Source organism: Actinosynnema sp. CS-041913 (assembly GCF_050942485.1).
In the GTDB taxonomy this organism is placed as follows: Bacteria; Actinomycetota; Actinomycetes; order Mycobacteriales; family Pseudonocardiaceae; genus Actinosynnema.
On sequence record NZ_CP192037.1, the window covers coordinates 344901 to 366880 of the forward strand.

Consider the following 21980-nt stretch of genomic DNA (forward strand, 5'->3'; position numbering starts at 1 on the left):
GCGATGCACCCGCCGTTGGGCTTGGAAAACTCACCAGGAGGACGGATGTCCCGGCAATTCCTCGCGGAGGGCCTAGAGCTCTCCGGAGGTGACCAAGGCCTCGTGGCCGTGGTCGCCGTGGTCGCCCTGGCTGCCCTCGCTGTCGGCTATGTGCTGCTCCGGGAGGTCCTGGCTGCCGGCCAGGGCACCTCGAAGATGCAGGACATCGCGAAGGCGGTTCAAGAGGGCGCAGCGGCCTACCTCAACCGGCAGTTCCGAACGCTCGGCATTTTCGTCGTCATCGTGTTCGTGCTGCTGTTCCTGCTGCCTGCGGAAGACATCACGGAACGCATCGGCAGGTCGCTGTTCTTCATCGTCGGAGCGGTGTTCTCCGCTGCCATCGGCTACCTCGGGATGTGGCTGTCCACCCGCGCGAACGTGCGCGTGGCGGCGGCGGCCAACGAGGCGGGCGGCCGGGAGAAGGCCATGCGGATCGCCTTCCGCACCGGTGGTGTGGTGGGCATGTTCACCGTCGGCCTGGGCCTGTTCGGCGCGGCCCTGGTCGTGCTGGTGTACACCGGCCAGGCCCCGAAGGTGCTGGAGGGCTTCGGCTTCGGCGCGGCGCTGCTCGCGATGTTCATGCGGGTCGGCGGCGGCATCTTCACCAAGGCCGCCGACGTCGGCGCGGACCTGGTCGGCAAGGTCGAGCAGGGCATCCCCGAGGACGACCCGCGCAACGCGGCGACCATCGCGGACAACGTCGGCGACAACGTGGGCGACTGCGCCGGCATGGCGGCCGACCTGTTCGAGTCCTACGCGGTCACGCTGGTCGCGTCGCTGATCCTCGGCACGGCCGCGTTCGGCGCGAAGGGCCTGCTGTTCCCGCTGATCGTCCCGGCGATCGGGGTGCTCACGGCGGTCATCGGCGTCTACATCACCAGCGCCCGGACCGGTGAGAACGGCCTCTCGGCGATCAACCGCTCGTTCTACATATCGGCGGTCATCTCCGCCGTCCTGTGCACCGTGGCGGCGTTCGTCTTCCTGCCCAGCACGTTCGGCGCGCTGGAGGGTGTCGAGGACCCGGCGGTCAGCTCCGCGCCGGGCAACCCGGCCATGATCGCCGCCATCGCGGTGATCATCGGCATCGTGCTGGCGGGCGTCATCCTGTGGCTGACCGGCTACTTCACCGGCACCGAGCACAAGCCCGTCAAGGAGGTCGGCAAGACCTCGCTGACCGGCGCGGCGACGGTGATCCTGTCCGGCATCTCGGTCGGCTTCGAGTCGGCGGTGTACACGGCGCTGGTCATCGGCGCCGCGGTCTACGGCGCGTTCCTGCTGTCCGGCACGCTGGTCGTGGCGCTGTTCGCGGTGGCGCTGGCCGGCTGCGGCCTGCTGACCACGGTCGGCGTGATCGTCGCCATGGACACCTTCGGCCCGGTCTCGGACAACGCGCAGGGCATCGCCGAGATGTCCGGCGACGTGGACGGCGAGGGCGCGCGCATCCTCACCGAGCTGGACGCGGTGGGCAACACCACCAAGGCGATCACCAAGGGCATCGCGATCGCGACCGCCGTGCTGGCCGCCACCGCCCTGTTCGGCTCCTACCAGGACGCCATCAAACAGGCGCTGGCCGGCATGAAGGACGCCGTCGGCGACCTCCCGGTGTCGTTCAGCAACATCGTGTTCTCGCCGAACGTGCTGGTCGGCATCACGGTCGGCGCGGCGGTCGTGTTCATGTTCTCCGGGTTGGCCGTCAACGCGGTCACGCGGGCCGCCGGCGCGATCGTGTTCGAGGTGCGCCGCCAGTTCCGCGAGAACCCCGGCATCATGGACGGCTCGGTCAAGCCCGAGTACGGCCGGGTCGTGGACATCTGCACCAAGGACTCGCTGCGCGAGCTGGCCACCCCCGGCCTGCTCGCGGTGATGGCGCCGATCGCGGTCGGCTTCGGCCTCGGGCTCGGTCCGCTGGCGGGCTACCTGGCGGGCGCCATCGCCACCGGCACCCTGATGGCCGTGTTCCTGGCCAACTCCGGCGGCGCGTGGGACAACGCCAAGAAGCTGGTGGAGGACGGCAACCACGGCGGCAAGGGCTCCGACGCCCACGCGGCCACGGTCATCGGCGACACCGTCGGCGACCCGTTCAAGGACACCGCCGGCCCCGCGATCAACCCGCTGATCAAGGTGATGAACCTGGTGTCGGTGCTGATCGCGCCGGCCATCGTGACCTTCTCGGTCGGCGCGAGCGCCTCGGCGGGCGTGCGGTACACGATCGCCCTGGTCGCGGTGGCGGTCATCGTCGTGGCGGTGGTCGTGTCGAAGCGGCGCGGCACCGCCATCGCGGACTCGCCGGCGGAGACGCCGGTGGCCAACGGGACCGTGTGACCGGCTGATCGTCACCGACGGCGGGCGTCCCTCCTCGACCGGGAGGGGCGCCCGCCTCGGCGTGTGGAGGTGTGCCGGCATGGGCACACTGTGGGTTCCGGAATTTTCGAAGGAGAGTCCGTGATGAGGATCCGCCTTGCCGTCGTGGCCGCCGCCGTGGCGGTGGCCGCCGGGTGTGGGTCAGGCGGCGACGACCCCGGCCCGTCGACGTCGGCCGCGGCCGGTGACCCCGTGGGCTACATGGACAAGGTGTGCTCGGCGGCCTCGTCGTTCGTGTCCGTGCCCAAGACGCCGCCCAAGCTGGACGCGAACGACCCCGCGAAGCTCAAGGCCGACATGAGCGCCTACATGGGGCAGTTGGCGGACGCGTTCAACAAGACGTCCACGCAGTTGCGGGAGGTCGGTCCGTCACCGGTCGCGGGCGGTGACGAGCAGGTGGCGAAGATGGCCACGACGTTCGGCGACATCGCCAAGTCGTTCGGCGACGCCAAGGCCGCCGTCGACCAGGCGGACGCGAACGACCCCGTGGGCGGTCTCCAAGCCGCCGGTGAGGCCATTTCGCGGCTGGACCAGTTCGTGGAGCCGCTGAAGCAGCTAGAGGCCACCCCGGAGCTGAGGGACGCCGCGGAGAAGGCCCCTGCCTGCCAGTCCCTCCGCACGCTCCGCCCGTCCGAGTCGGCCACCCCCACGTCGTAGTAGGTTCGCCGGCGTCAGCTCGGACGAATGAGGGGAACCTCGTGAAGCATCGCATCGCACTGGCCGGCGTGTTCGCGGCCGTGCTCGTGACGGCCGCCTGTTCCGGCTCGGCGGGATCCTCGGGGACGTCCTCGGCAGCGCCCACGAGCACGACCACCTCGGCCGCGGCGTCCGCCGACCCGGTCAAGTGGGCCGGGACGTTCTGCGCCGGCATCTCGCCGACCATCGAGGGCGTGCTGGAGCTGTTGCAGGTCATGCTCGGCGGCGAGACCGACCCGGCGGCGCAGAAGCAGGCGCTGCTCGACTACGCCACGAAGTCCGGCACGTCGATGGCCGAGGCCGGCGCCAAGCTGGAGGACCTGGGCGCGCCGTCGCCCGACACGCAGGCGCTGCACGACGAACTGGTGAAGTTCTTCACCGATTCGGGCAAGTCGCTGAACACGGCGAGCGAGGAACTGGCCAAGCTCGACCCGAACGACCCGGAGTTCGCCACCAAGCTGGAGCAGCTCGGCGGCGACGAGGCCGACCCGAGCAAGCTCCAGGAGCAGATCAAGAAGCTCCAGGACGACCCGAAGCTGGGCGCCGCCTTCAAGGAGGCTCCCGAGTGCGTCGCCATGAGCGAGAAGCTGAAGGGCCTGGGCGGCTGATCCCGGGCTGAGCGGTCTCCGGCCGGACAAGATCGCCCGGTCGGAGACTGGTCGTTCTCGAACGTGTGTTCTACGCTCCGGGGTCGTGGGGCAACTGTCCTTCTTTTCGGCCGAGGCGCGCCCGCCCTGTGTCGCCGACCTGGCCGGGCTGCTGTGCGGGCCCGGTCGGGCGGTGGGTTTCGCGCGCGGTCGGGCGGCGCGGATCTCCGTGCACCTGGACGAGCGGTGGCGGGGGCTGGCGCTGGTCGCCGCCCTGGCCGAACGAGGCGTGCAGGCACGTCTCGCGGTGGTCGAACGGCCCGCCGAGCCGGCCGACCCGCTCGTCGACCGGCACCAGGAGGACACCCCGGCCGACATCCCGGCCGCCGCGGACGACGACTTCGCGGTGGACGAGGAGCCCGATGAGACCGCGCCCGATGGAGTGGTGTTCGGCCGCGGAGGCGCCGGGGCCGAGCCGGTCGAGCGGGCCGAGCCCGACGAGACCGCGTCCGACCTGGGGAAAGCCGAGGCGGACGAGCCCGGCGGGGCCGGCGGGCCGGGCCGGCGGGCTACCCTGCCGGTGGTCGGTGGCGAGCTGGAGGTCGCGACGGCCTTCCGCACCGACCTGACCGGGCTGGCCAACCAGTGGCTCGCCGGAGATGGCAAAGTGGTGCCGCCCGACTTCACGTTGCACGGTGGCGTGCTGCGGCTGTGGGCGCTGGCGTCCGGCCGGTGGGCCGAGTCCGGGTACGTGCTCGGACTGGACCCGTCGTCGCCCGCCACGCACGAGCCGCTGCAAAAGGCGTTGGCCGCTTCCGGATTGCCGGCCACACTGCTCAAGACCGGCGGACCTGCGCTCCGAGTGGTGGGCAGGCGGCGGTTGGAGCGGCTGGCCGAACTGGTCGGGCGTGCTCCGCGTGGGGTCGTCGAACGGACCTGGCCGGCCGCGTAGCGGTCCTCCTTACGGGCGATCAGGCACAGTTGTGTCACCCTGTCCCGACCAGGGCTGCCCATGCGGCGACAAAGGACAGTGCACACTGGCGGGTCGGGACACAGTGTTCGGAGAGAGCGGGACGGCGTGGCTGGATCGACACGGGCGAGGAAGACCAACGGGGGATCAGCGAGCGGCAACCGGCGGTTGGTGATCGTCGAGTCGCCCGCGAAGGCGCGGAAAATCGCGTCCTACCTCGGGAACGACTTCGTCGTGGAGTCATCCAAGGGGCACATCCGCGACCTGCCCAGGGGCGCGGCGGACGTGCCCGCCAAGTACAAGGGGCAGCCGTGGGCCCGGCTGGGCGTCGACGTCGACCACGACTTCGAGCCCCTCTACGTCGTCACGCCGGACAAGAAGGCGACCGTCGCGGAGCTGAAAGAGCTGCTCAAGGACGTCGACGAGCTGTACCTGGCGACAGACGGCGACCGGGAGGGCGAGGCCATCGCCTGGCACCTCCTGGACACCCTCAAGCCCAAGGTGCCGGTCCGCCGGATGGTGTTCCACGAGATCACCGAGCCCGCGATCCTCGCCGCCGCCGCGAACCCGCGTGACCTGGACCAGGACCTGGTCGACGCGCAGGAGACCCGGCGCATCCTGGACCGGCTCTACGGCTACGAGGTCAGCCCCGTGCTGTGGAAGAAGGTCATGCCGAAGCTCTCGGCGGGCCGCGTGCAGTCGGTGGCGACCCGGATCGTGGTCGAGCGCGAGCGGGAGCGGATGAAGTTCGTCTCCGCCTCGTACTGGGACGTCTCGGCGACCATGGACGCCGGCGCGGAGGCCTCGCCCCGCACGTTCGGCGCCCGGCTGGTGGCGGTGGACGGCACGCGGCTGGCCACCGGGCGCGACTTCGAGTCGACCGGCCGGCTGAAGGAGGGCGCGGAGGTCCGCGTCCTGGACGAGGCGCAGGCACGGGCGATCGCCGCGGGCCTGGCGGACGCCACCATGACGGTCTCCTCGGTGGAGGAGAAGCCGTACACCCGCAAGCCGTACGCGCCGTTCATGACGTCGACCCTCCAGCAGGAGGCGGGCCGCAAGCTGCGGTTCTCGGCCGACCGGACGATGCGCACCGCGCAGAAGCTGTACGAGAACGGCTACATCACCTACATGCGCACCGACAGCACCACGCTGTCGACGACGGCGATCACCGCGGCCCGTGCGCAGGCCACCGAGCTGTACGGCGCGCAGTACGTGGCGAAGGAGCCCCGCCAGTACAACCGGAAGGTCAAGAACGCCCAGGAGGCGCACGAGGCCATCCGCCCCGCCGGCGAGGTGTTCCGCACCCCCGGCGAGGTGGCGCGGGAGCTGGAGTCCGACGAGTTCAAGCTGTACGAGCTGATCTGGCAGCGCACCATCGCGTCCCAGATGGCCGACGCGCGCGGCAACACCACCAGCGTGCGGATCTCCGGCACTACGACGGACGGCGACAATGTCACCTTCGCCGCATCCGGCCGCACGATCACCTTCGCGGGCTTCCTGAAGGCGTACGTGGAGACGGTCGACTCGGAGGCGGGCGGCGAGTCCGACGACGCCGAGTCGCGGCTGCCGCAGCTCGTGAAGGACCAGTCGCTGACCGCGGCCGAGCTGTCCGCCGACGGGCACTCGACGTCCCCGCCGCCGCGCTTCACCGAGGCCAGCCTGATCAAGACGATGGAGGAGTTGGGCATCGGCCGCCCGTCCACCTACGCCTCGATCATCAGCACCGTCCAGGACCGCGGCTACGTGTGGAAGAAGGGGTCCGCGCTGGTCCCGTCCTGGGTGGCGTTCGCGGTGGTGGGCCTGCTGGAGCGGCACTTCGGCCGGCTGGTGGACTACGACTTCACCGCCGCGCTGGAGGACGAGCTGGACGGCATCGCCGCCGGCCGCCAGGAGCGCACCACGTGGCTGTCCGGGTTCTACTTCGGCGGCAACGTCGGCCCCGAGTCGTCGGTGGGCCGCTCGGGCGGGCTGAAGAAGCTCGTCGGGTCGAGCGTCGAGCAGATCGACGCCCGCGAGGTGAACTCGATCCCGCTGTTCGTGGACCTGGAGGGCCGCACGGTCGTGGTGCGGGTCGGCCGCTACGGGCCGTACCTGGAGCGCGAGGTCGAGGGCCCGGACGGCGAGCAGACGTCGCAGCGCGCGAACCTGCCGGACGACCTGCCGCCGGACGAGCTGAACCGCGCGGTCGCGGAGAAGCTGTTCGCGACCCCGCAGGAGGGCCGTTCGCTCGGCACGGACCCGGTCACCGGCAACGAGATCGTCGCCAAGGAAGGCCGGTTCGGGCCGTACGTGACCGAAGTCCTGCCGGAGGCTCCGGAGGGCACCAAGAAGGCCCCGAAGCCGCGCACCGGGTCGCTGTTCAAGACCATGTCGCTGGACACGGTGACGCTGGACGACGCGCTGCGGCTGCTCTCGCTGCCGCGCGTGGTGGGCAAGGACCCGGAGACCGGCGCGGAGATCACGGCGCAGAACGGCCGGTACGGGCCGTACCTGAAGAAGGGCACCGACTCGCGGTCGCTGACCAGCGAGGACCAGCTTTTCACGGTGACCCTGGACGAGGCGCTGAAGATCTACGCCGAGCCGAAGAAGCGGGGCCGGGCCGCCGCCGCGCCGCCGTTGAAGGAGCTGGGCGCGGACCCGGTGTCCGGCAAGCCGATGGTGGTGAAGGAGGGCCGGTTCGGGCCTTACGTCACCGACGGCGAGATGAACGCGTCGCTGCGCAAGTCGGACAGCGTCGAGGGGCTGACGGACGAGCGGGCGGCCGAGCTGCTGGCGGAGAAGCGCGCCAAGGGCCCGGTGACGAAGAAGAAGGCCCCGGTGCGCAAGAAAGCCCCGGCCAAGTCCAAGAGCTAGCGGGATGATGTGGCGGTGGACGACTTCGGCCCGGACGGCACGCAGGCACCACCGCCACCTCGCCTGTTCCCGGACCCGCTCGCGGGTCTGGTGACGGGTGGTGCAACACCGCCCCCGGCGTTCCCGGACGCGTTGACCGGCCTGGTGACGGGCGGGCAGCCGGTTCGACCGGCGGCCGGGTCGCCGGTCGACGTGCCCGCTCCGATCGACCCGCAGGTCTACGCCGAGCCGCCGCGCCGAGCGGTGGCCCGGCGGGCTCCCCGACGGCCGCACGGCCCGCTCCAGCCCGCGCAGGCACCTCTTCCCCACCCGCAGCCGACCCGGTTCACGCAGCCCGTGCCGTTCGCCATGCGCCAGATCGAGCCTGCGCGGCAACAGCCCGCCCAGGAACGGAAGAGCGGGAAAGGCGGACTGGCCGGGTGCCTCTTGGTGCTGGCCGTGCTGAGCGGGCTGCTGTTCAACGTGCTGCGGGAGATCGTCGGAGCGGTCGCGGAGCTGTTCAGGTGACGGAGTGACCGTCGGCGATGGTGGGATCCGGTCATCCGGCCGTTTCCTCCCGGCTACCCTGATTGCCTGCACGAACGGCGGGGGTGAGCACCATCCAAGAAGGCGGCACAGCGGCCTCGACCAGCCACCGGATTCGCAGTGTGTTGGCGATCCGGCCGTTCCGCAGGCTTTGGGGTGTCACCTATCTGTGCAGTGTTGGTGACTGGCTGTCACTGTTGGCCCTGACCGGCCTGGTGTCGAAGCTCACCCAGAGCTACCAGTGGGAGAGCTTCGCGCTCAGCCTGGTGGTGCTGACCCAGCTACTGCCGGGCATCCTGTTCGCGCCGCTCGGCGGCGTGCTGGCGGACCGGTTCGACCGGCGCAAGATCATGGTGGTCTGCGACCTGCTGCGCGGCGGGCTGTTCATCTCCATCGCCCTGGTCGGCACGGCCTGGTGGCTGTTCATCGCGAACTTCCTGGTCGGCTGCTGCGCGATGCTGTGGATCCCGGCCAAGGACTCGGCGGTGCCGAACCTGCTGCGCCGCCCCGACCAGGTGGAGACGGCCAACCAGCTCGGCCTGGTGATGACCTACGGCCTCTCGGTGATCAGCGGCGCGGGCCTGTACTCGCTGATCTCCGGCATCCCCGGCTACCTGCACCTGCAGAGCACGGACATCGAGTTCCGGATCGCCACCATCGCCGTCATGGTCAACGGCGCGCTGTACGTGACGTCGGCGATCCTGGTCGCGCTGCGCATCCCCGAGCTGTCCGGCCGGGCCTCCACCGTCCGGCGGGACAAGGGCGAGCGCGAGGGCTTCTTCGCGATGCTGCGCGCCGGGCTGCGGTTCGCCGGCCGCACGCCGCTGGTGCGCGGTCTGGTGATCGGCATGATCGGGGCGTTCGCGGCGGCGGGCGCGGTGATCGGCACCGCCAAGCTGTACGCGCTGTCGCTGCTGGGCGGCGACTCGACCTTCGGCCTGCTGTTCGTGGCGGTGTTCGCGGGTCTGGCGGTCGGCATGGCGATCGCGCCCCGGATGGCCCGCCGGCTGACCTACGAGCGGCTGTTCGGCGCCACGATCGTGCTGGCGGGCCTGAGCCTGATGCTGGTGGCGTTCGCGCCGCACCTGTGGATCGCGCTGGTCGCGGTGGCGCTGGTCGGCGGGTGCGCCGGGATGGCGTTCCTGACCGGTCTGACCATCGTCGGGTCCAAGGTCGAGGACGCCATGCGCGGCCGGACCGTCGCGCTGCTCCAGTCGCTGCTGAAGATCGTGCTGTTCGCGGCGTCCGGCGCGGCCCCGCTGCTGGTGAGCCTGATCCAGCAGCGGACGATCACCCTGTTCGGGCACCCGATGCAGGTGGACGGGACGCGGCCGGTGCTGTTCGGCGCGGCGGTGATCGCGGCGCTGCTCGGCCTGATCGCCTACCGGCAGATGGACGACCGCCGGGCCGAGCCGATCCTGTCCGACCTGCTGGCCGCGCTGCGCGGCCGGTCGCGGCGGGGCAGCGGCGTGCTGATCGCGGTCGAGGGCGAGAGCCGGATCGACACGGCGGCCCAGGCGCGGCGGCTCGCCGCGGAGCTGCGGTCCGCCGGGCACCGGGTGCTGCTGGCGTCCGACCCCGACCTGGACGAGCAGCGGCTGCGCAACCTGCTGTCCACCGCCGACCTGGCGGGCGTGCGGGCGCACGCGCTGGTGGCCGCGGCGGTGCGGGCCGACGTGGTGGAACGCGAGGTGCGGCCCGCGCTGGACAACGGGTCGCTGGTGGTGATGGAGCGGTACGTGGACAGCCCGCTGGCGCACTTCAGCGCGGTGGGCAGCGTCGAGCCCCGGGAGATGGAAGGCCTGGTCGACTGGGCCACCGGGCGGCTGCGGCCGGACGTGACCGTGCTGCTGGACCGGACGCCGGTCGAGTCCGCCGGCCCGCTGGACCCGGTGGAGCACCACTGGCGGGTGCAGCGGCTGCTGACCGAAATGGCGTCGGCCGATCCCGAGCGGTACGTGGTCGTGGACGCCGACGGCACGGTGGACGAGGTGGCCGAGCGGGTGCGGTCCGCGGTGCTGCCGCTGGTGTCGCGGTCCGCGGTCCGGCCGGTGGTCGAGAGCTCGTGACGGCTCGGTAGGTTGGACGATCGTGGTCACCAGGGGTGTGTGGAGCGAGGTCGTCGGCCAGCCCGACGCGGTCGGGGTGCTCAGCGCTGCCGCCGAGGCCGCCGCGTCCCTGGTGGCCGGCGGGTCGCCCCCGCCCGGCGCGATGACGCACGCCTGGCTGTTCACCGGTCCTCCCGGCTCCGGCCGGTCCGGGGCCGCGCGGGCGTTCGCGGCGGCCTTGCAGTGCGTCGCCACGGACGACCGGCCCGGCTGCGGCGCGTGCGCGGGGTGCCACACGGCGCTGGCCGGCACGCACGCCGACGTGCGGCTGGTCGCGCCCGAGGGCCTGTCCATCTCGGTCGCCGAGATGCGGTCGCTGGTGCAGGTGTCGGCGCGGCGGCCCACCTCCGGGCGGTGGCAAGTCGTGATCATCGCGGACGCCGACCGGTTGACCGAGGGCGCGGCGAACGCCCTGCTCAAGGCGGTGGAGGAGCCGCCGGCGCGGACCGTGTTCCTGCTCTGCGCGCCGTCCGACCACCCCGACGACGTGTCGGTGACCATCCGGTCGCGGTGCCGGATCGTGTCGCTGGGCACGCCTCGCGTGGCCTCGATCGCGTCGGCGCTGGCCGAGGAGGGCGTCGCGCCGGACGTGGCCTCGTGGGCGGCTTCGGTGTGCGGTGGCCACGTGGGCCGCGCGCGGCGGCTGGCGACCGAGGAGTCGGTGCGGGCGCGGCGGGAGGCCGTGCTGCGGATCCCGCTGGCGCTGCGTCGCCCGGCGGACATCTTCACCTGCGCGGACAGCCTGGTGCAGGCGGCCGAGGCGGACGCGTTGACCGCGAACGAGACCCGCGACGAGGCCGAGCGGCACGCGTTGGAGACGGCCATGGGCGCCGGCGGCACCGGCAAGGGCACCGCCGCGGCGACCCGGGGCGCGAAGGGCGCGCTGAAGGACCTGGAGAAGCGGCAGAAGTCGAGGACCACCCGGACCCAGCGGGACTCGCTGGACCAGGCGCTGGTGGACTTGGCGGCGTTCTACCGGGACGTGCTGGTGACGGCGTCCGGCGCTGAGGCGGTGCTGAACCACCCCGACCGCGCCGAGGACGCCCGGACCGCCGCCGGGTCGTGGACGCCGGAGTCGACGCTGCGGCGGCTGGAGGCCGTGCTGGCGTGTCGGGACGCGCTGGAGCTGAACGTGAAGCCGCGCATCGCCGTGGAAGCCATGCTCACCACGCTCCAGCGCGGCTGATCCGCGCTCAGTCCGCTTCGGGCGATGGGGCGGTGACCGGCTTGAGGGGCCGCCGCCGCGTGGGCATCGCCGCCACCACGATCACCCCGGCCAGCAGCAGCGCGGTGCCCGTCCAGAAGATCGGGATCGTCTTGTAGGCGGCGTTCGTGTACGCCAGCGGGGTGTCGCTCCTGGGCGGGGCGGCCTGCCCGCCGCCACCGGGCGGCGTCTGGGCCGGCGCGCACACCACCCCGCCGTTCGGGGCAGCCGCGCGGACGATCTGCTCACCCAGGGACACCTGTGCCAGCGCCGACGGCAGGTTCGGCAGACCGAGGGCATCGGTCGGCAACAACTGGAGGTCGAGCAGTCGCGCGGTCGCCCCGAGCATGAACCCCTTGATCACGGGGCCGCCCTGCTGGAGCGGGCCGTCCAGGACCATGGACTTCTCGTTGAGCTGCGCGATCTGGAGCCGCAGCACCCCGATGTCGAGCTTGCGCTCGCCGAGCCCGCCGACCACCGGCAGCTTCAGGTCACCGGCCAGTGGGAGGCCGATCGGCACGTCCAGCTTCGGGTTGGCGGCGTCCAGCGTGCCGAGTTCCTGGCCGCCCTGGCTCACCTTGAGGATCGGCGCGGTGTAGGTGACCTGTGACGTGCTCTCCTCACCGGTGGCGAGCGCGGTGAGCGTCGGCTGGCTGACCACGTCGATCCGGATCTCCATCGGCGTGCCCGCGAGCAGCCGGACGCTCGCCGCCTGGAGGGTGGACGTGGACTTCACGGCCTTGTTCGCGCTGCCGGGCAGGTCCACGAGTTCGACCGTCGAGCGGGCGCTGAGCGTGTCCGGGAGGCTGAGCAGCGAGCCCTGCGCGCCGGTGTCGGGTGAGCCGGAGAGCAAGCCGCCGAGCTGGCTGAGCGGGCCGGCGAGGCCCTTCAGGCCGTCGATCAGCGACTGCTTGGCGGTCGCGTCGAGCTTGGGCGTGTCCTGGGTGAGCATGCCGGTCAGGTCGGTCGCGCCGGGCAGCGTCGGGATGGCGTTCAGCACGGACAGGCTCGCGACGGACGTCCTGGCGTCGGCGAGGGGCTGCACGCACGGGCCGAGCTCGTCGTCCCAGCGGGCGTGCACGCTGCCGTTGAGCAGACCGACCTTGAGCAGCGCGTCGAGCGGCGTCGGCGGCGGGTTCAGCCCGCCCGTGACCGGTGCGGCGTTGTCCGGGGAGGCCGTCTGCACGAGGGTTCCCGGCGTCTGCGGCGCCCGTCCCTGGACGGCGAAGCCGAGCGGCGAGGCCTGCGCGACGGCCCGCTCGTAGCTGAGGAACGCCTCGGTGTTCGCCTGGGCGCTGGCCAGCCCGACGCCGATCTCGGCGGCCGACTGCTTCGGCAGCGTCTCCCCGAACCCGGGCAGTATCGTGTTCGTGGGCGTCGAGTCCGGCGCCAGCCGGACCACCGCCAGCCCGGTGCCCGCGTCCCCGACCGCGTGCGTGACCAGCTCCGGCCCGGCGGACACCGGCGGCTGGTTCGGATCCCGCGGACCCGGCACCGGGGTCGTCGTGGGCTGGGCCAACGCGGGAGCGGCACACAGCGCGACCAGCACGGCGGCGACAGGCAGGGCCAACAGGCGCATCTGGTCGTACCTCCCACGGCAGCGGCGTCAGGTGCGGCGCACGCGTGAGCGGCGTCACTGTCGACCTTAACGACCAGACCCCCGGATGGGTGACGGTAGATGTCTGGGCTATAGTTGTCGCGTCTCGCCGCCTTAGCTCAGTCGGCCAGAGCGGCTCACTCGTAATGAGCAGGTCATCGGTTCGATTCCGATAGGCGGCTCAGGTGGGACAAGGCCAGGTCAGTGCTGCTGACCTGGCCTTTTTCTTGGGCGCCGGCACAAACCCGCGCCGCTCACGCGGTCCTGAGGACCCGGGTGGCCACGTCGCCGTACCGCCGGGCCAGTTCCGCGTCCGCCTCGGCCGGCGCGCCGACGACCGCGAACGCGTGCAGGACGTCGTCGTCGATAGCGGCGGTCATGTCGTCCCACCGCTGACGGCGGGACAGGTGGTGCAGTTCGTCGTGCAGATCGCCCCAGCCGTGCAGGTCCAGCACCTTCCGGTAGGCCGGGGTGGAGCCGTAGAACGCGATCTGCCGCTTCACCTCCGCGACTTCGCGCTCGTCGCGGGCGACCAGTGACGGGCCGCTGATCTCCAAGCCGGCCAGCGTCTTCCCGGCCTTCGCCCGGCCTCTCGCCAACGCCGGCAACGTCACCTCCCGCAGGTACTTCGCGGTGGTGAAGTTGTGGCACAGGAACCCGTCCGCGACCTCGCCCGCGACCTCCGTCATCAGCTCGCCCACGCCGGCCAGCCAGACCTTGGGCGGGCCGTGCGGGTTGGGGCCGGGGTCGAAGAACGGGGTCATCAGGGTGTGCGTGGAGAACTCGCCGCGGAACTTGAGGCGTTCGCCGGTGGCCCAGCTCTGCCAGATCGCCTTGAGCGCCAGCACGAACTCGCGCATCCGGGCGGCGGGTCGGGACCAGGGCATGCCGAAGCGCTTGGTGATGTGCTGCTCGACCTGCGAGCCGAGGCCCAGGTTGAAGCGGCCCTCGGAGACCAGTTGCAGGTCGTTGGCCTGCACGGCGGTGCTCATCGGGTTCCGGGCGAAGGCCACCGCGATGGCCGTGCCCAGTTCGATCCCGGTGTGGCCCGCGACCCGCGCCAGGCCGAGGAACGGGTCGTGCCGGGTCTCCGCCAGCCAGAAACCCGCGCAGCCGTCGGCTTCGGCCTGCCGTGCGGCGTCCACGACGGTGCGCGGGTCGTACGAGATGTCCAGGCGGTCGACCTTCACGGGGTGAAACTACTTCCCGCGAGGGCTCAGGCGCGGTGGGGGCGCAGGGTCCAGACGACGACCATCTCGGCCGTCGTGACGCCGTCGGCGTTGGTGACGGTCACGGTGACCGGGAACTCCGGGCGGGTGCCCCCGTCGAGTTCCGCCACCACCTCGTCGGCGGGGCGGCCCAGCACGGCCTCGGCCCGCAGCGCGCCGAGCGACAGCTTCTTGTAGGTGATCTCCGACCGCGCGACGAGCGGCGTGGCCTTGGCCATGTGCGGGGCGAAGGCGGCCATCGCCACCGCGCCCGACGCGGTCTCGCCGAGACCGAAGATCATGGCTGCGTGCGGGCCCGACACGTGGTTGTGGGTCGCGGGGTTGTCCGGCAGGTCGGCCACCACCCGGTCGCCGGTGACCTCGGCGAACTCGACTCCGCTGGTCTTCACCCACGGCACGGCCTGCTTCATCGCGTCGGCGACGAACGAGTAGTCAGCGCTCATGGCACGGATGTTACCGGCCGGTAGCCATGAGACGCGAGTCACCGGTTATTTCATTTGCCAAGAGTCTTCTCGGGAGTCATGCTTGTACCCAACAACTAGTTGGATGATGCAAGCAACGGAGTGTCCCATGGCGACGCCGGTGAGTGACGAAGTGCGCGAGGCGCAGCTCGCCAAGGCCGAACGGATCGGCACGGCGCTGGTGCGGCTCAACAAGATGCACGCCTGCGTCGCCGCGCACACGAGCAAGACCGGGCTGGACAAGGCCTCGTTCGTGCTGCTCGCGAGCCTGAGCCACCTGGGGCCCGCCCGGTCGAGCGCGCTCGCCGAAGCGGTCTTCTCGGACCCTTCCACGGTCAGCCGCCAGGTCGCGACGCTGGTCAAGCAGGGGTGGGTCGAGCGCCGGGCGGATCCCGACGACGGCCGGGCCAGCGTGCTGGCCGTGACGGACGCGGGGATGCGCCTGCTGGCGGAGCGCCGGTCGACGCGCAACCGGTCCATCGCCCGGATGCTCGCCGAGTGGTCCGAGGAGGACCTGGCGACGTTCATCGACTACTTCGAGCGCTTCGTGGGCGACTACGAACGGGCGCTACCGGATTTCATCGCTGAGAGCGGACTGGGGCCGCGCTCAGAAGGGGAGAAGTGATGTCGGAGACGACAACCCGAGCCGACGCGCCGCCACCCGGCGCCGCGTTGCTCACCCATCGGCAGATCCTCACGATCCTGTCGGGACTGCTGCTGGGGATGTTCCTCGCCGCGCTGGACCAGATGATCGTGGCCACGGCCATGAAGACCATCGCGGACGAGCTCAACGGCCAGACGCTTCAGGCGTGGGCGACCACGGCGTACCTGATCACGGCCACCATCTCGACCCCGCTTTACGGCAAGCTGTCGGACATCTACGGCCGCAAGCCGATGTACCTCACCGCGATCTCGCTGTTCCTGGCGGGCTCCCTGCTCTCGGGCATCGCGAACACGATGTACGAGCTCGCCGCGTTCCGCGCGGTGCAGGGCCTGGGCGCCGGCGGTCTGATGTCGCTGGCCATGGCGATCCTCGCGGACATCACGTCGCCGCGGGAGCGCAGCCGCTACACCGGCTACTTCATGGCCGTGTTCGGCGTCTCCAGCGTCGCGGGCCCGGTCGTCGGCGGCCTGTTCGCCGGCCTGGAGAGCTTCCTGGGCACGGCCGGCTGGCGCTGGGTGTTCCTGATCAACGTGCCGATCGCGCTGGTCGCGCTGGTCGTGGTCGGGAAGGTGCTGAACATCCCGCACAAGCGGGTCCACCACCGCATCGACTACGCGGGCGCGGCGCTGCTCACCATCGGCCTGGTGCCGCTGCTGATCGTGGCCGAGCAGGGCCGCGAGTGGGGCTGGGCCTCCGGCACCGCGTTCGCCATGTACGTCCTGGGCGTGCTGGGCCTGACCGGGTTCGTGTTCGTCGAGAAGCGGATGGGCGACGAGGCGCTGCTGCCGCTGCGGCTGTTCCGCCGGCAGACGTTCTCGCTGGGCAACACGGTCAACTTCCTGCTCGGCATCGGCATGTTCGGCGGCATGGTCTCGCTGCCGCTGTACCTCCAGATCGTGAAGGGCTACAGCGCCACCGAGTCCGGCCTGATGATGCTGCCGCTCACGCTCGGCATCATCGCCGCCGCCGGCGGCAGCGGCAGCTTCACCGCCAAGACCGGCCGGTACAAGGTGTTCCCGGTGGTCGGGTTCGGCCTGATGGCGGTCACGCTGTTCGTGTTCAGCACGATCGGCACGGACACGCCGGTCTGGCAGCCGCTGGCGCTGATGTTCTTCCTGGGCGCCGGGCTGGGCCTGTGCATGCAGACGCTGCTGGTGGCCATCCAGAACGACGCGGAGCCGCGCGACATGGGCGTCGCGACCTCCTCGGCCACGTTCTTCCGGCAGATCGGCGGCACGGTCGGCACCGCGGTCTTCCTGTCGATCCTGTTCAGCACGGTCGGCGACAAGATCGGCAACGCGCTGAGCACGGCGTCCGGCAACCCGGAGTTCCTGGCCGCCCTGGGCCGTCCGGAGAACCAGCAGTTCGCCGCCTCGCTGAAGGACGGCGGCACCGGGATGAGCCTGGACAACACCGAGTTCCTCAACACCCTGGACCCGGTGCTGGCACGGCCGTTCCTGGACGGCTTCTCCGGCTCGATCGACCTGGTGTTCCTGGTCGGCGCGCTGGTGACGGTGGTCGGGTTCGCGTTCGTGTGGTTCCTGCGCGAGGTGCCGCTGTCCAGCCGGTCCGGCCTGGAGCGGGTGAACGACGAGGACGAGGCCGCGCAGGCCCCGGTCGCCATCCACTGAGTCACCCGACCGAATGAAAAAGCGGGCCACCCGTCGGGGGGTGGCCCGCTTTTTCGCGTCAGGCGCTCAGTGGTCCTCGCCGCGCGCCACGGCGTCCTTCAGACGCTGGTAGGACCGGATGATCTCGGCCTCCGCGTCGGCCCGGCCGACCCAGGTCGCGCCCTCCACGCTCTTGCCCGGCTCCAGGTCCTTGTACACCTCGAAGAAGTGCTGGATCTCCAGCCGGTAGAACTCGTTGAGGTGGTGGATGTCGCGCAGGTGCTCCGAGCGCGGGTCCTCGGCGGGCACGCAGAGCAGCTTGTCGTCGCCGCCCTTCTCGTCGGTCATGCGGAACATGCCGATGGCGCGCGAGCGGATCAGGCAGCCCGGGAACGTCGGCTCCTGGACCAGGACCAGCGCGTCCAGCGGATCGCCGTCCTCACCCAGTGTGTCGTCGACGAAGCCGTAGTCGGCCGGGTACTGAGTGGCCGTGAACAGGGTGCGGTCCAGGCGGATGCGCCCCGTCTTGTGGTCCATCTCGTACTTGTTGCGGACCCCCTTGGGGATCTCGATGGTGACGTCGAACTCCACTGCGCGGTCCTCGCTCGTCCTTGACGTTCGTTACGGCACTAGTGTGGACCACGAGCTGTCGTCAACCCTCATTCATGTGCCTGGTGACGGGTGTGACATTGCCCGTAATCAACTGCGGAGGACTGCGTGCGCGACGAGCCATCGTGGCCGACCGTCGACGGCGACGAGGTGCCCCAGGAGCCGCCGACCGTGCAGGTCGACCGCCCGCGTCCGGCGGATCCGCCGACCATGCGCATCCCCGTACCGCCGCCCGCGAAGCCTCGCCCGGGGAGTCCGTCGCCCGCTGCACGGCCTTCGTCGGGCGATGCTGAACCGATCACGGATCGTGAGAGGCCTTCGACGCCCGCCGAAGCGCCCTCCGGCCGGCCGACCTCCGACGGAGCCTCCGCCGAGAGCGCGGCACCGGGTGAAGCCGGGCGGGCGCGTCCGGAGCGGGTGGCTCCCGCCGGTGGGCGTGCCGAAGAGGGAACGCGCGCCAACGGAGCGGACGAGGTCGTCGAGCCGGTCGAAGCGCCCCGGCGGAAGCGGCCATTGCTGCTGATCGGGGCGTTGGCGATGGTCGTCGTGCTGGCGGGTGGGGCGGTGGTCACGTGGCAGGCGGGCTGGCTGGACGCCCCGCCCGTCCCGACCACGGCCGCGCCGCCGCCGCCCGCACCGGTCTCCCTGGCCCTGAAGGGCGTGGGCGCCGACGCGCCCGTGCCGACCGCCGCGGGCATCGGCTCGGTGCTGGTCAAACCGGCCGGGAACGCCCTGCTCGGCACGCTGACCGGGTCCGTGGTGGACCCGGCGACCGGCGCGGTGCTGTGGAAGCAGGGCGAGACGACCCCGCTGACGCCCGCGTCGACGGTGAAGATCCTGGTCGCGGCGGCGGCGCTGCTCAGCCTGGACCACACCGCGCAGCTCTCGACCAAGGTGGTGCGGGGCGACCAGCCGGGCACCGTCGTGCTGGTCGGCGGCGGCGACCCGACGCTGTCCTCGCTGCCCGCCGACCGCACCACGGTCTACCCCGGCGCGGCGACGCTGGACGACCTCGCGTCCCAGGTCTCCGCGAACGGCCCGGTGACCCGGGTGCTGTTCGACACGAGCCGGTACCGGGGCGACGGCATGGCCCCCGGCTGGGCCCCGGCGGACGTGCCCGAGGGCTACGTCGCGCCGATCGGGCCGCTGATGGTCGACGGCGGGCGGCAGGACCCGACCAGGATGGACAACCCGCGCTCGTCGTCGCCCGCCGACACGGCGGCCTCCGCGCTGGCCGCGCGGCTGGGCGCGTCGTCGGTCGGCCAGGGCGCCGCGCCGGCCGGGGCCCAGGTGCTGGGCGAGGTCAAGTCCGTGCCGGTGGACCAGTTGGTCGAGAACATGATGCAGATCTCGGACAACGTGCTGGCCGAGACGATCGCCCGCGAGGTGGCGCTGGCCAGGGGCCTGGAGCCGACGTTCGCCGGCGCGGTGCAGGCCGTGCGGGCGGTGCTGACCGAGCACGGGTTCGACCTGACCGGCGCGGAGGTCGTCGACGCGTCCGGCCTGTCGGTGAACGACAAGGTGCCCGCGCGGCTGCTGACCGACATCCTCGTGGCGGCGGCCAAGCCCGACGCCTCCGACGCGCGGACCGCCGAGCTGCGTCCGCTGCTGACCGCGCTGCCGGTGGCGGGCGGGAGCGGGACGCTCGCCGGGCGGTACGTCCAGGCGGGCGCCGCGGGCAAGGGCTGGGTGCGGGCCAAGACCGGGACGCTGACCAGGGTGAACTCGCTGGCCGGCGTGGTGGTGGACGTCGACGGCCGGCTGCTGGTGTTCGCCTTCATGTCGCTGAGCCAGTCGGACGACACGAAGGCGGTGCGCGGCGCCTTGGACGAGCTGGCCGCCGCGCTCCGAACCTGCGGCTGCGGCTGACCGACCCGGCGCGGGTGTGTTGCCGGGCGTGCCGCCGCAGGTAGCGTCAGGAGGGTGAGCGCCTCTACGCAGGACCACCGCGCGGCGGGCAGCGACCCCGTCGACTGGGAGCTGGCCGTGGCCACCGCCGCCCGGCTCGTCCGGCCGGGGCCCGTGGTGCCCAGAGCGGAGGCGGACGTCGCGGTCTGGCGGCTGCGCGAGCAGGCCATCGACGCCGAGGTGCACGTCCGGCAGCTCACCGGGCTGGGGCACGGGCTGCCGCTGAAGGCGGGCGAGGTCGTGGACCGGCCCGGCTGGGTCCGGGCGGCCGTCCAGGGTCTCGCCGCGCTGACCGAAGGGGCGCTGCCCAAGCAGTCCGGCGTGTTGAGCGGGGTGCTCGCGGGCACCGCCGGGGTGCAGGCCGGCGTGGTCGTCGCGTTCCTGAGCGCCCGCGTGCTGGGCCAGTACGACCCGTTCTCCGACGACGGGCGGCTGTTGCTGGTCGCGCCCAACATCGTCGGCGCGCAACGGGCGCTGGACGTCCCCGGCGCGGACTTCAGCATGTGGGTCTGCCTGCACGAAGGCACCCACCGGCTCCAGTTCACCGCCGTGCCGTGGCTCGGCGGGCACTTCTCCGGCCTGGTGTCCACGCTGCTCGGCACGATGGACGACGGCGTCGCGCCCAGGCTGCGCGACCTGCCCAGGCGGCTGCGTGAAGCGGGCGGGTTCGTGGACCTGCTGCAGAGCCCCGCCCAGCGCGACGTGCTGGACCGGCTGATCGCCCTGTCCACGCTGCTCGAAGGGCACGCCGACCACGTGATGGACGCGGTCGGCCCCGACGTCGTGCCGTCCGTGGCGGTCATCCGGGAGAGGTTCACCGCGCGCCGCAAGGGCGGCGGGGTGCTCGACCGGCTCCTGCGGACCGTGCTGGGCGTCGAGGCGAAGGTCCGGCAGTACGCGGAGGGCGCGGCCTTCACCCGGCACGTGGTCGGCCAGGTCGGCATGTCCGGGTTCAACACCGTGTGGACCAGCGCCGACACGCTGCCCACCCGCGCCGAGATCGCCGACCCCGCTGCCTGGCTGCGCCGCGTCGCACCGTGAACGGACCGCTGGCCGAGGTTCGCACGGCCGTGAAGCGGTTCCTCGCGGAGCACCGGCCGGAGCGGGTCGCGGTCGCCGTGTCGGGTGGCGCGGACTCGCTCGCCCTCGCCGCCGTCACGGCCGGACTCGCGCCCGGGTCGACCGCGGTGATCGTGGACCACGGGTTGCAGCAGGACTCCGCCGAGGTCGCCGCCGAAGCCGCGCGCACGTGCGCCGGGCTCGGCCTGGAAGCGGAAGTCCGAAGGGTCGTCGTGGCCGGCCGGGGAGGGCCCGAGGCCGCCGCCAGACGGGCCCGGTACGCGGCGCTGAGACCCGAGCGGGGCGTGGTGCTGCTCGGCCACACCCGCGACGACCAGGCCGAGACCGTGCTGCTCGGCCTGGGCCGCGGCTCCGGTCCGCGCAGCATCGCCGGGATGCGGCCCTACGACCCGCCGTGGGGACGACCGCTGCTCGGCGTGTCGCGGGAGACGACCAACGCCGCGTGCGCCGAGCTGGACCTCCGGCCGTGGATCGACCCGCACAACTCCGACCCCGCCTACACCCGCGTCCGGCTGCGCGCCGAGGTGTTGCCGCTGCTGGAGGACGTCCTGCGGCACGGCGTGGCCGACGCGCTGGCCCGCACCGCCGCGCAGCTCCGCGAGGACTGCGACGCGCTGGACGCGCTGGCCGAGGCGTTCCAGGGCGACCGGCAGGCCGTCGGCGACCTCGAACGCCTGCCGCCGGCCCTCCGCCGACGTGTTCTTCGTCTCTGGCTGCTCGGCGCGGGGGTGCCCGAGTTGTCCGACTCGCACCTCCGCCGCGTGGACGCGCTGGTCGGCGGGTGGCACGGGCAGGGCGGGGTCTGGCTGCCCGGCGGCTTTGTGGCACGCCGCCTGCATGGCAGGCTGCGGGTGGAACCGGTTCAGTCATGACAATAAGGGGATCGTCCGTGTACGACGGCGACATCGCCTCCGTGCTCATCACCGAGCAGGAAATCAGCGACAAGGTCACGGAGCTGGCCAACAAGGTCGCGGCCGACTACCCGGCCGACGGCGGGTCCGACCTCGTCTTGATCACCGTGCTCAAGGGCGCGGTGATGTTCATGACCGATCTGGCCAGGGCGCTGCCGGTGCCCGTGCAGCTTGAGTTCATGGCGGTCAGCTCTTACGGCTCATCCACCTCGTCATCCGGCGTGGTGCGCATCATGAAGGACCTGGACCGCGACATCGTGGACCGGGACGTGATCATCGTCGAGGACATCATCGACTCCGGTCTGACGCTGTCCTGGCTGCTCAAGAACCTGGCGTCGCGCAAGCCGCGCTCGCTGGAGGTGTGCTCGCTGCTGCGCAAGCCGGACGCGGTCAAGGTCGACGTGCCGGTGAAGTACGTGGGCTTCGAGATCCCCAACGAGTTCGTCGTCGGCTACGGCCTGGACTACGCCGAGCGGTACCGGGACCTGCCCTACATCGGCTCGCTGGACCCGAAGGTCTACTCAAGCTGAGAGAGGGGGCGCCCCGGTCGGACGCCCCCTCCTCCAGT

The 21980-nt window shown here is 71.8% G+C and carries 18 protein-coding genes and 1 tRNA gene; 15 read left to right on the forward strand and 4 right to left on the reverse strand.

Annotation, left to right across the window (positions count from 1 at the left end; all coding sequences use genetic code 11):
- The first annotated feature begins 45 nt into the window (after positions 1-45).
- The 8 genes from ACQPZF_RS01710 to ACQPZF_RS01745 all read left to right on the forward strand — a co-directional run bounded on the left by ACQPZF_RS01710 (position 46) and on the right by ACQPZF_RS01745 (position 11325).
- Positions 46-2361, forward strand: coding sequence for a sodium-translocating pyrophosphatase (locus tag ACQPZF_RS01710; RefSeq protein ID WP_433267521.1), 2316 nt, complete (start codon positions 46-48; stop codon positions 2359-2361).
- 123 nt (positions 2362-2484) lie between these two features.
- On the forward strand, positions 2485-3057 hold the full coding sequence (locus tag ACQPZF_RS01715) for a hypothetical protein (protein WP_433267522.1): 573 nt from the start codon (positions 2485-2487) through the stop codon (positions 3055-3057).
- Between the two features lie 41 nt (positions 3058-3098).
- Positions 3099-3704 (forward strand): hypothetical protein, encoded by a 606-nt coding sequence (locus ACQPZF_RS01720; RefSeq protein ID WP_433267524.1) that lies wholly within the window; start codon positions 3099-3101, stop codon positions 3702-3704.
- Positions 3705-3789: 85 nt separating this feature from the next.
- Positions 3790-4635, forward strand: coding sequence for a hypothetical protein (locus ACQPZF_RS01725; RefSeq protein WP_433267526.1), 846 nt, complete (start codon positions 3790-3792; stop codon positions 4633-4635).
- Between the two features lie 126 nt (positions 4636-4761).
- Positions 4762-7506, forward strand: coding sequence for a type I DNA topoisomerase (topA, locus tag ACQPZF_RS01730; protein ID WP_433267528.1), 2745 nt, complete (start codon positions 4762-4764; stop codon positions 7504-7506).
- Between the two features lie 15 nt (positions 7507-7521).
- Positions 7522-8013 carry a hypothetical protein gene (locus tag ACQPZF_RS01735; RefSeq protein WP_433267530.1) on the forward strand — a complete coding sequence of 164 codons (492 nt, stop codon included), beginning with the start codon at positions 7522-7524 and terminating at the stop codon, positions 8011-8013.
- Between the two features lie 83 nt (positions 8014-8096).
- Complete coding sequence (locus tag ACQPZF_RS01740) at positions 8097-10100, forward strand: bifunctional MFS transporter/dTMP kinase (protein ID WP_433267532.1); 2004 nt, start codon at positions 8097-8099, stop codon at positions 10098-10100.
- A gap of 19 nt (positions 10101-10119) precedes the next feature.
- Positions 10120-11325: a DNA polymerase III subunit delta' gene (locus ACQPZF_RS01745; RefSeq protein WP_433274392.1), complete on the forward strand. Its 1206-nt coding sequence runs from the start codon at positions 10120-10122 to the stop codon at positions 11323-11325.
- 7 nt (positions 11326-11332) lie between these two features.
- On the opposite strand, the gene ACQPZF_RS01750 is transcribed toward ACQPZF_RS01745, so the two are convergent.
- Positions 11333-12922 (reverse strand): hypothetical protein, encoded by a 1590-nt coding sequence (locus tag ACQPZF_RS01750; RefSeq protein WP_433267534.1) that lies wholly within the window; start codon positions 12920-12922, stop codon positions 11333-11335.
- 126 nt (positions 12923-13048) lie between these two features.
- On the opposite strand from ACQPZF_RS01750, the gene ACQPZF_RS01755 reads away from it, so the two are divergent.
- Positions 13049-13122, forward strand: a tRNA-Thr gene (locus ACQPZF_RS01755).
- A gap of 72 nt (positions 13123-13194) precedes the next feature.
- Here ACQPZF_RS01755 and ACQPZF_RS01760 read toward each other — a convergent pair.
- Entirely contained in the window at positions 13195-14130 is a 936-nt protein-coding gene (locus tag ACQPZF_RS01760) for a TIGR03617 family F420-dependent LLM class oxidoreductase (protein ID WP_433267536.1), read from the reverse strand.
- 26 nt (positions 14131-14156) lie between these two features.
- The gene (locus ACQPZF_RS01765) at positions 14157-14612 is read right to left on the reverse strand and encodes a DUF4442 domain-containing protein (RefSeq protein WP_433267538.1); all 456 of its coding nucleotides are present in this window, start codon (positions 14610-14612) and stop codon (positions 14157-14159) included.
- Between the two features lie 127 nt (positions 14613-14739).
- On the opposite strand from ACQPZF_RS01765, the gene ACQPZF_RS01770 reads away from it, so the two are divergent.
- Together ACQPZF_RS01770 and ACQPZF_RS01775 are read left to right on the forward strand one after the other, a co-directional pair.
- On the forward strand, positions 14740-15255 hold the full coding sequence (locus ACQPZF_RS01770) for a MarR family winged helix-turn-helix transcriptional regulator (RefSeq protein WP_433267540.1): 516 nt from the start codon (positions 14740-14742) through the stop codon (positions 15253-15255).
- On the forward strand, positions 15255-16925 hold the full coding sequence (locus ACQPZF_RS01775) for an MDR family MFS transporter (protein WP_433267541.1): 1671 nt from the start codon (positions 15255-15257) through the stop codon (positions 16923-16925). Before ACQPZF_RS01770 ends, ACQPZF_RS01775 begins: the two co-directional genes overlap by 1 nt.
- Positions 16926-16991: 66 nt before the next feature.
- Here ACQPZF_RS01775 and ACQPZF_RS01780 read toward each other — a convergent pair whose 3' ends face one another.
- Positions 16992-17495: an inorganic diphosphatase gene (locus ACQPZF_RS01780; protein ID WP_433267543.1), complete on the reverse strand. Its 504-nt coding sequence runs from the start codon at positions 17493-17495 to the stop codon at positions 16992-16994.
- 435 nt (positions 17496-17930) lie between these two features.
- On the opposite strand from ACQPZF_RS01780, the gene dacB reads away from it, so the two are divergent.
- Genes dacB through hpt form a run of 4 tightly spaced genes read left to right on the forward strand, consistent with a single transcriptional unit; the run spans position 17931 to position 21942 of the window.
- The gene (dacB, locus tag ACQPZF_RS01785) at positions 17931-19382 is read left to right on the forward strand and encodes a D-alanyl-D-alanine carboxypeptidase/D-alanyl-D-alanine endopeptidase (RefSeq protein ID WP_433267545.1); all 1452 of its coding nucleotides are present in this window, start codon (positions 17931-17933) and stop codon (positions 19380-19382) included.
- A 54-nt stretch (positions 19383-19436) separates the two neighbouring features.
- Complete coding sequence (locus ACQPZF_RS01790; protein WP_433267547.1) at positions 19437-20462, forward strand: zinc-dependent metalloprotease; 1026 nt, start codon at positions 19437-19439, stop codon at positions 20460-20462.
- Positions 20459-21373, forward strand: coding sequence for a tRNA lysidine(34) synthetase TilS (tilS, locus tag ACQPZF_RS01795; protein WP_433267549.1), 915 nt, complete (start codon positions 20459-20461; stop codon positions 21371-21373). Before ACQPZF_RS01790 ends, tilS begins: the two co-directional genes overlap by 4 nt.
- 17 nt (positions 21374-21390) lie before the next feature.
- On the forward strand, positions 21391-21942 hold the full coding sequence (hpt, locus tag ACQPZF_RS01800) for a hypoxanthine phosphoribosyltransferase (protein ID WP_433267551.1): 552 nt from the start codon (positions 21391-21393) through the stop codon (positions 21940-21942).
- The last annotated feature ends 38 nt before the right edge of the window (positions 21943-21980 follow it).

Coding starts and splice junctions, on each gene's coding strand:
- ACQPZF_RS01750 (WP_433267534.1), bottom strand. CDS start 12,922: ATGCGCCTGTTGGCCCTGCCTGTCGCCGCCGTGCTGGTCGCGCTGTGT.
- ACQPZF_RS01770 (WP_433267540.1), top strand. CDS start 14,740: ATGGCGACGCCGGTGAGTGACGAAGTGCGCGAGGCGCAGCTCGCCAAG.
- ACQPZF_RS01715 (WP_433267522.1), top strand. CDS start 2,485: ATGAGGATCCGCCTTGCCGTCGTGGCCGCCGCCGTGGCGGTGGCCGCC.
- ACQPZF_RS01775 (WP_433267541.1), top strand. CDS start 15,255: ATGTCGGAGACGACAACCCGAGCCGACGCGCCGCCACCCGGCGCCGCG.
- ACQPZF_RS01765 (WP_433267538.1), bottom strand. CDS start 14,612: ATGAGCGCTGACTACTCGTTCGTCGCCGACGCGATGAAGCAGGCCGTG.
- ACQPZF_RS01710 (WP_433267521.1), top strand. CDS start 46: ATGTCCCGGCAATTCCTCGCGGAGGGCCTAGAGCTCTCCGGAGGTGAC.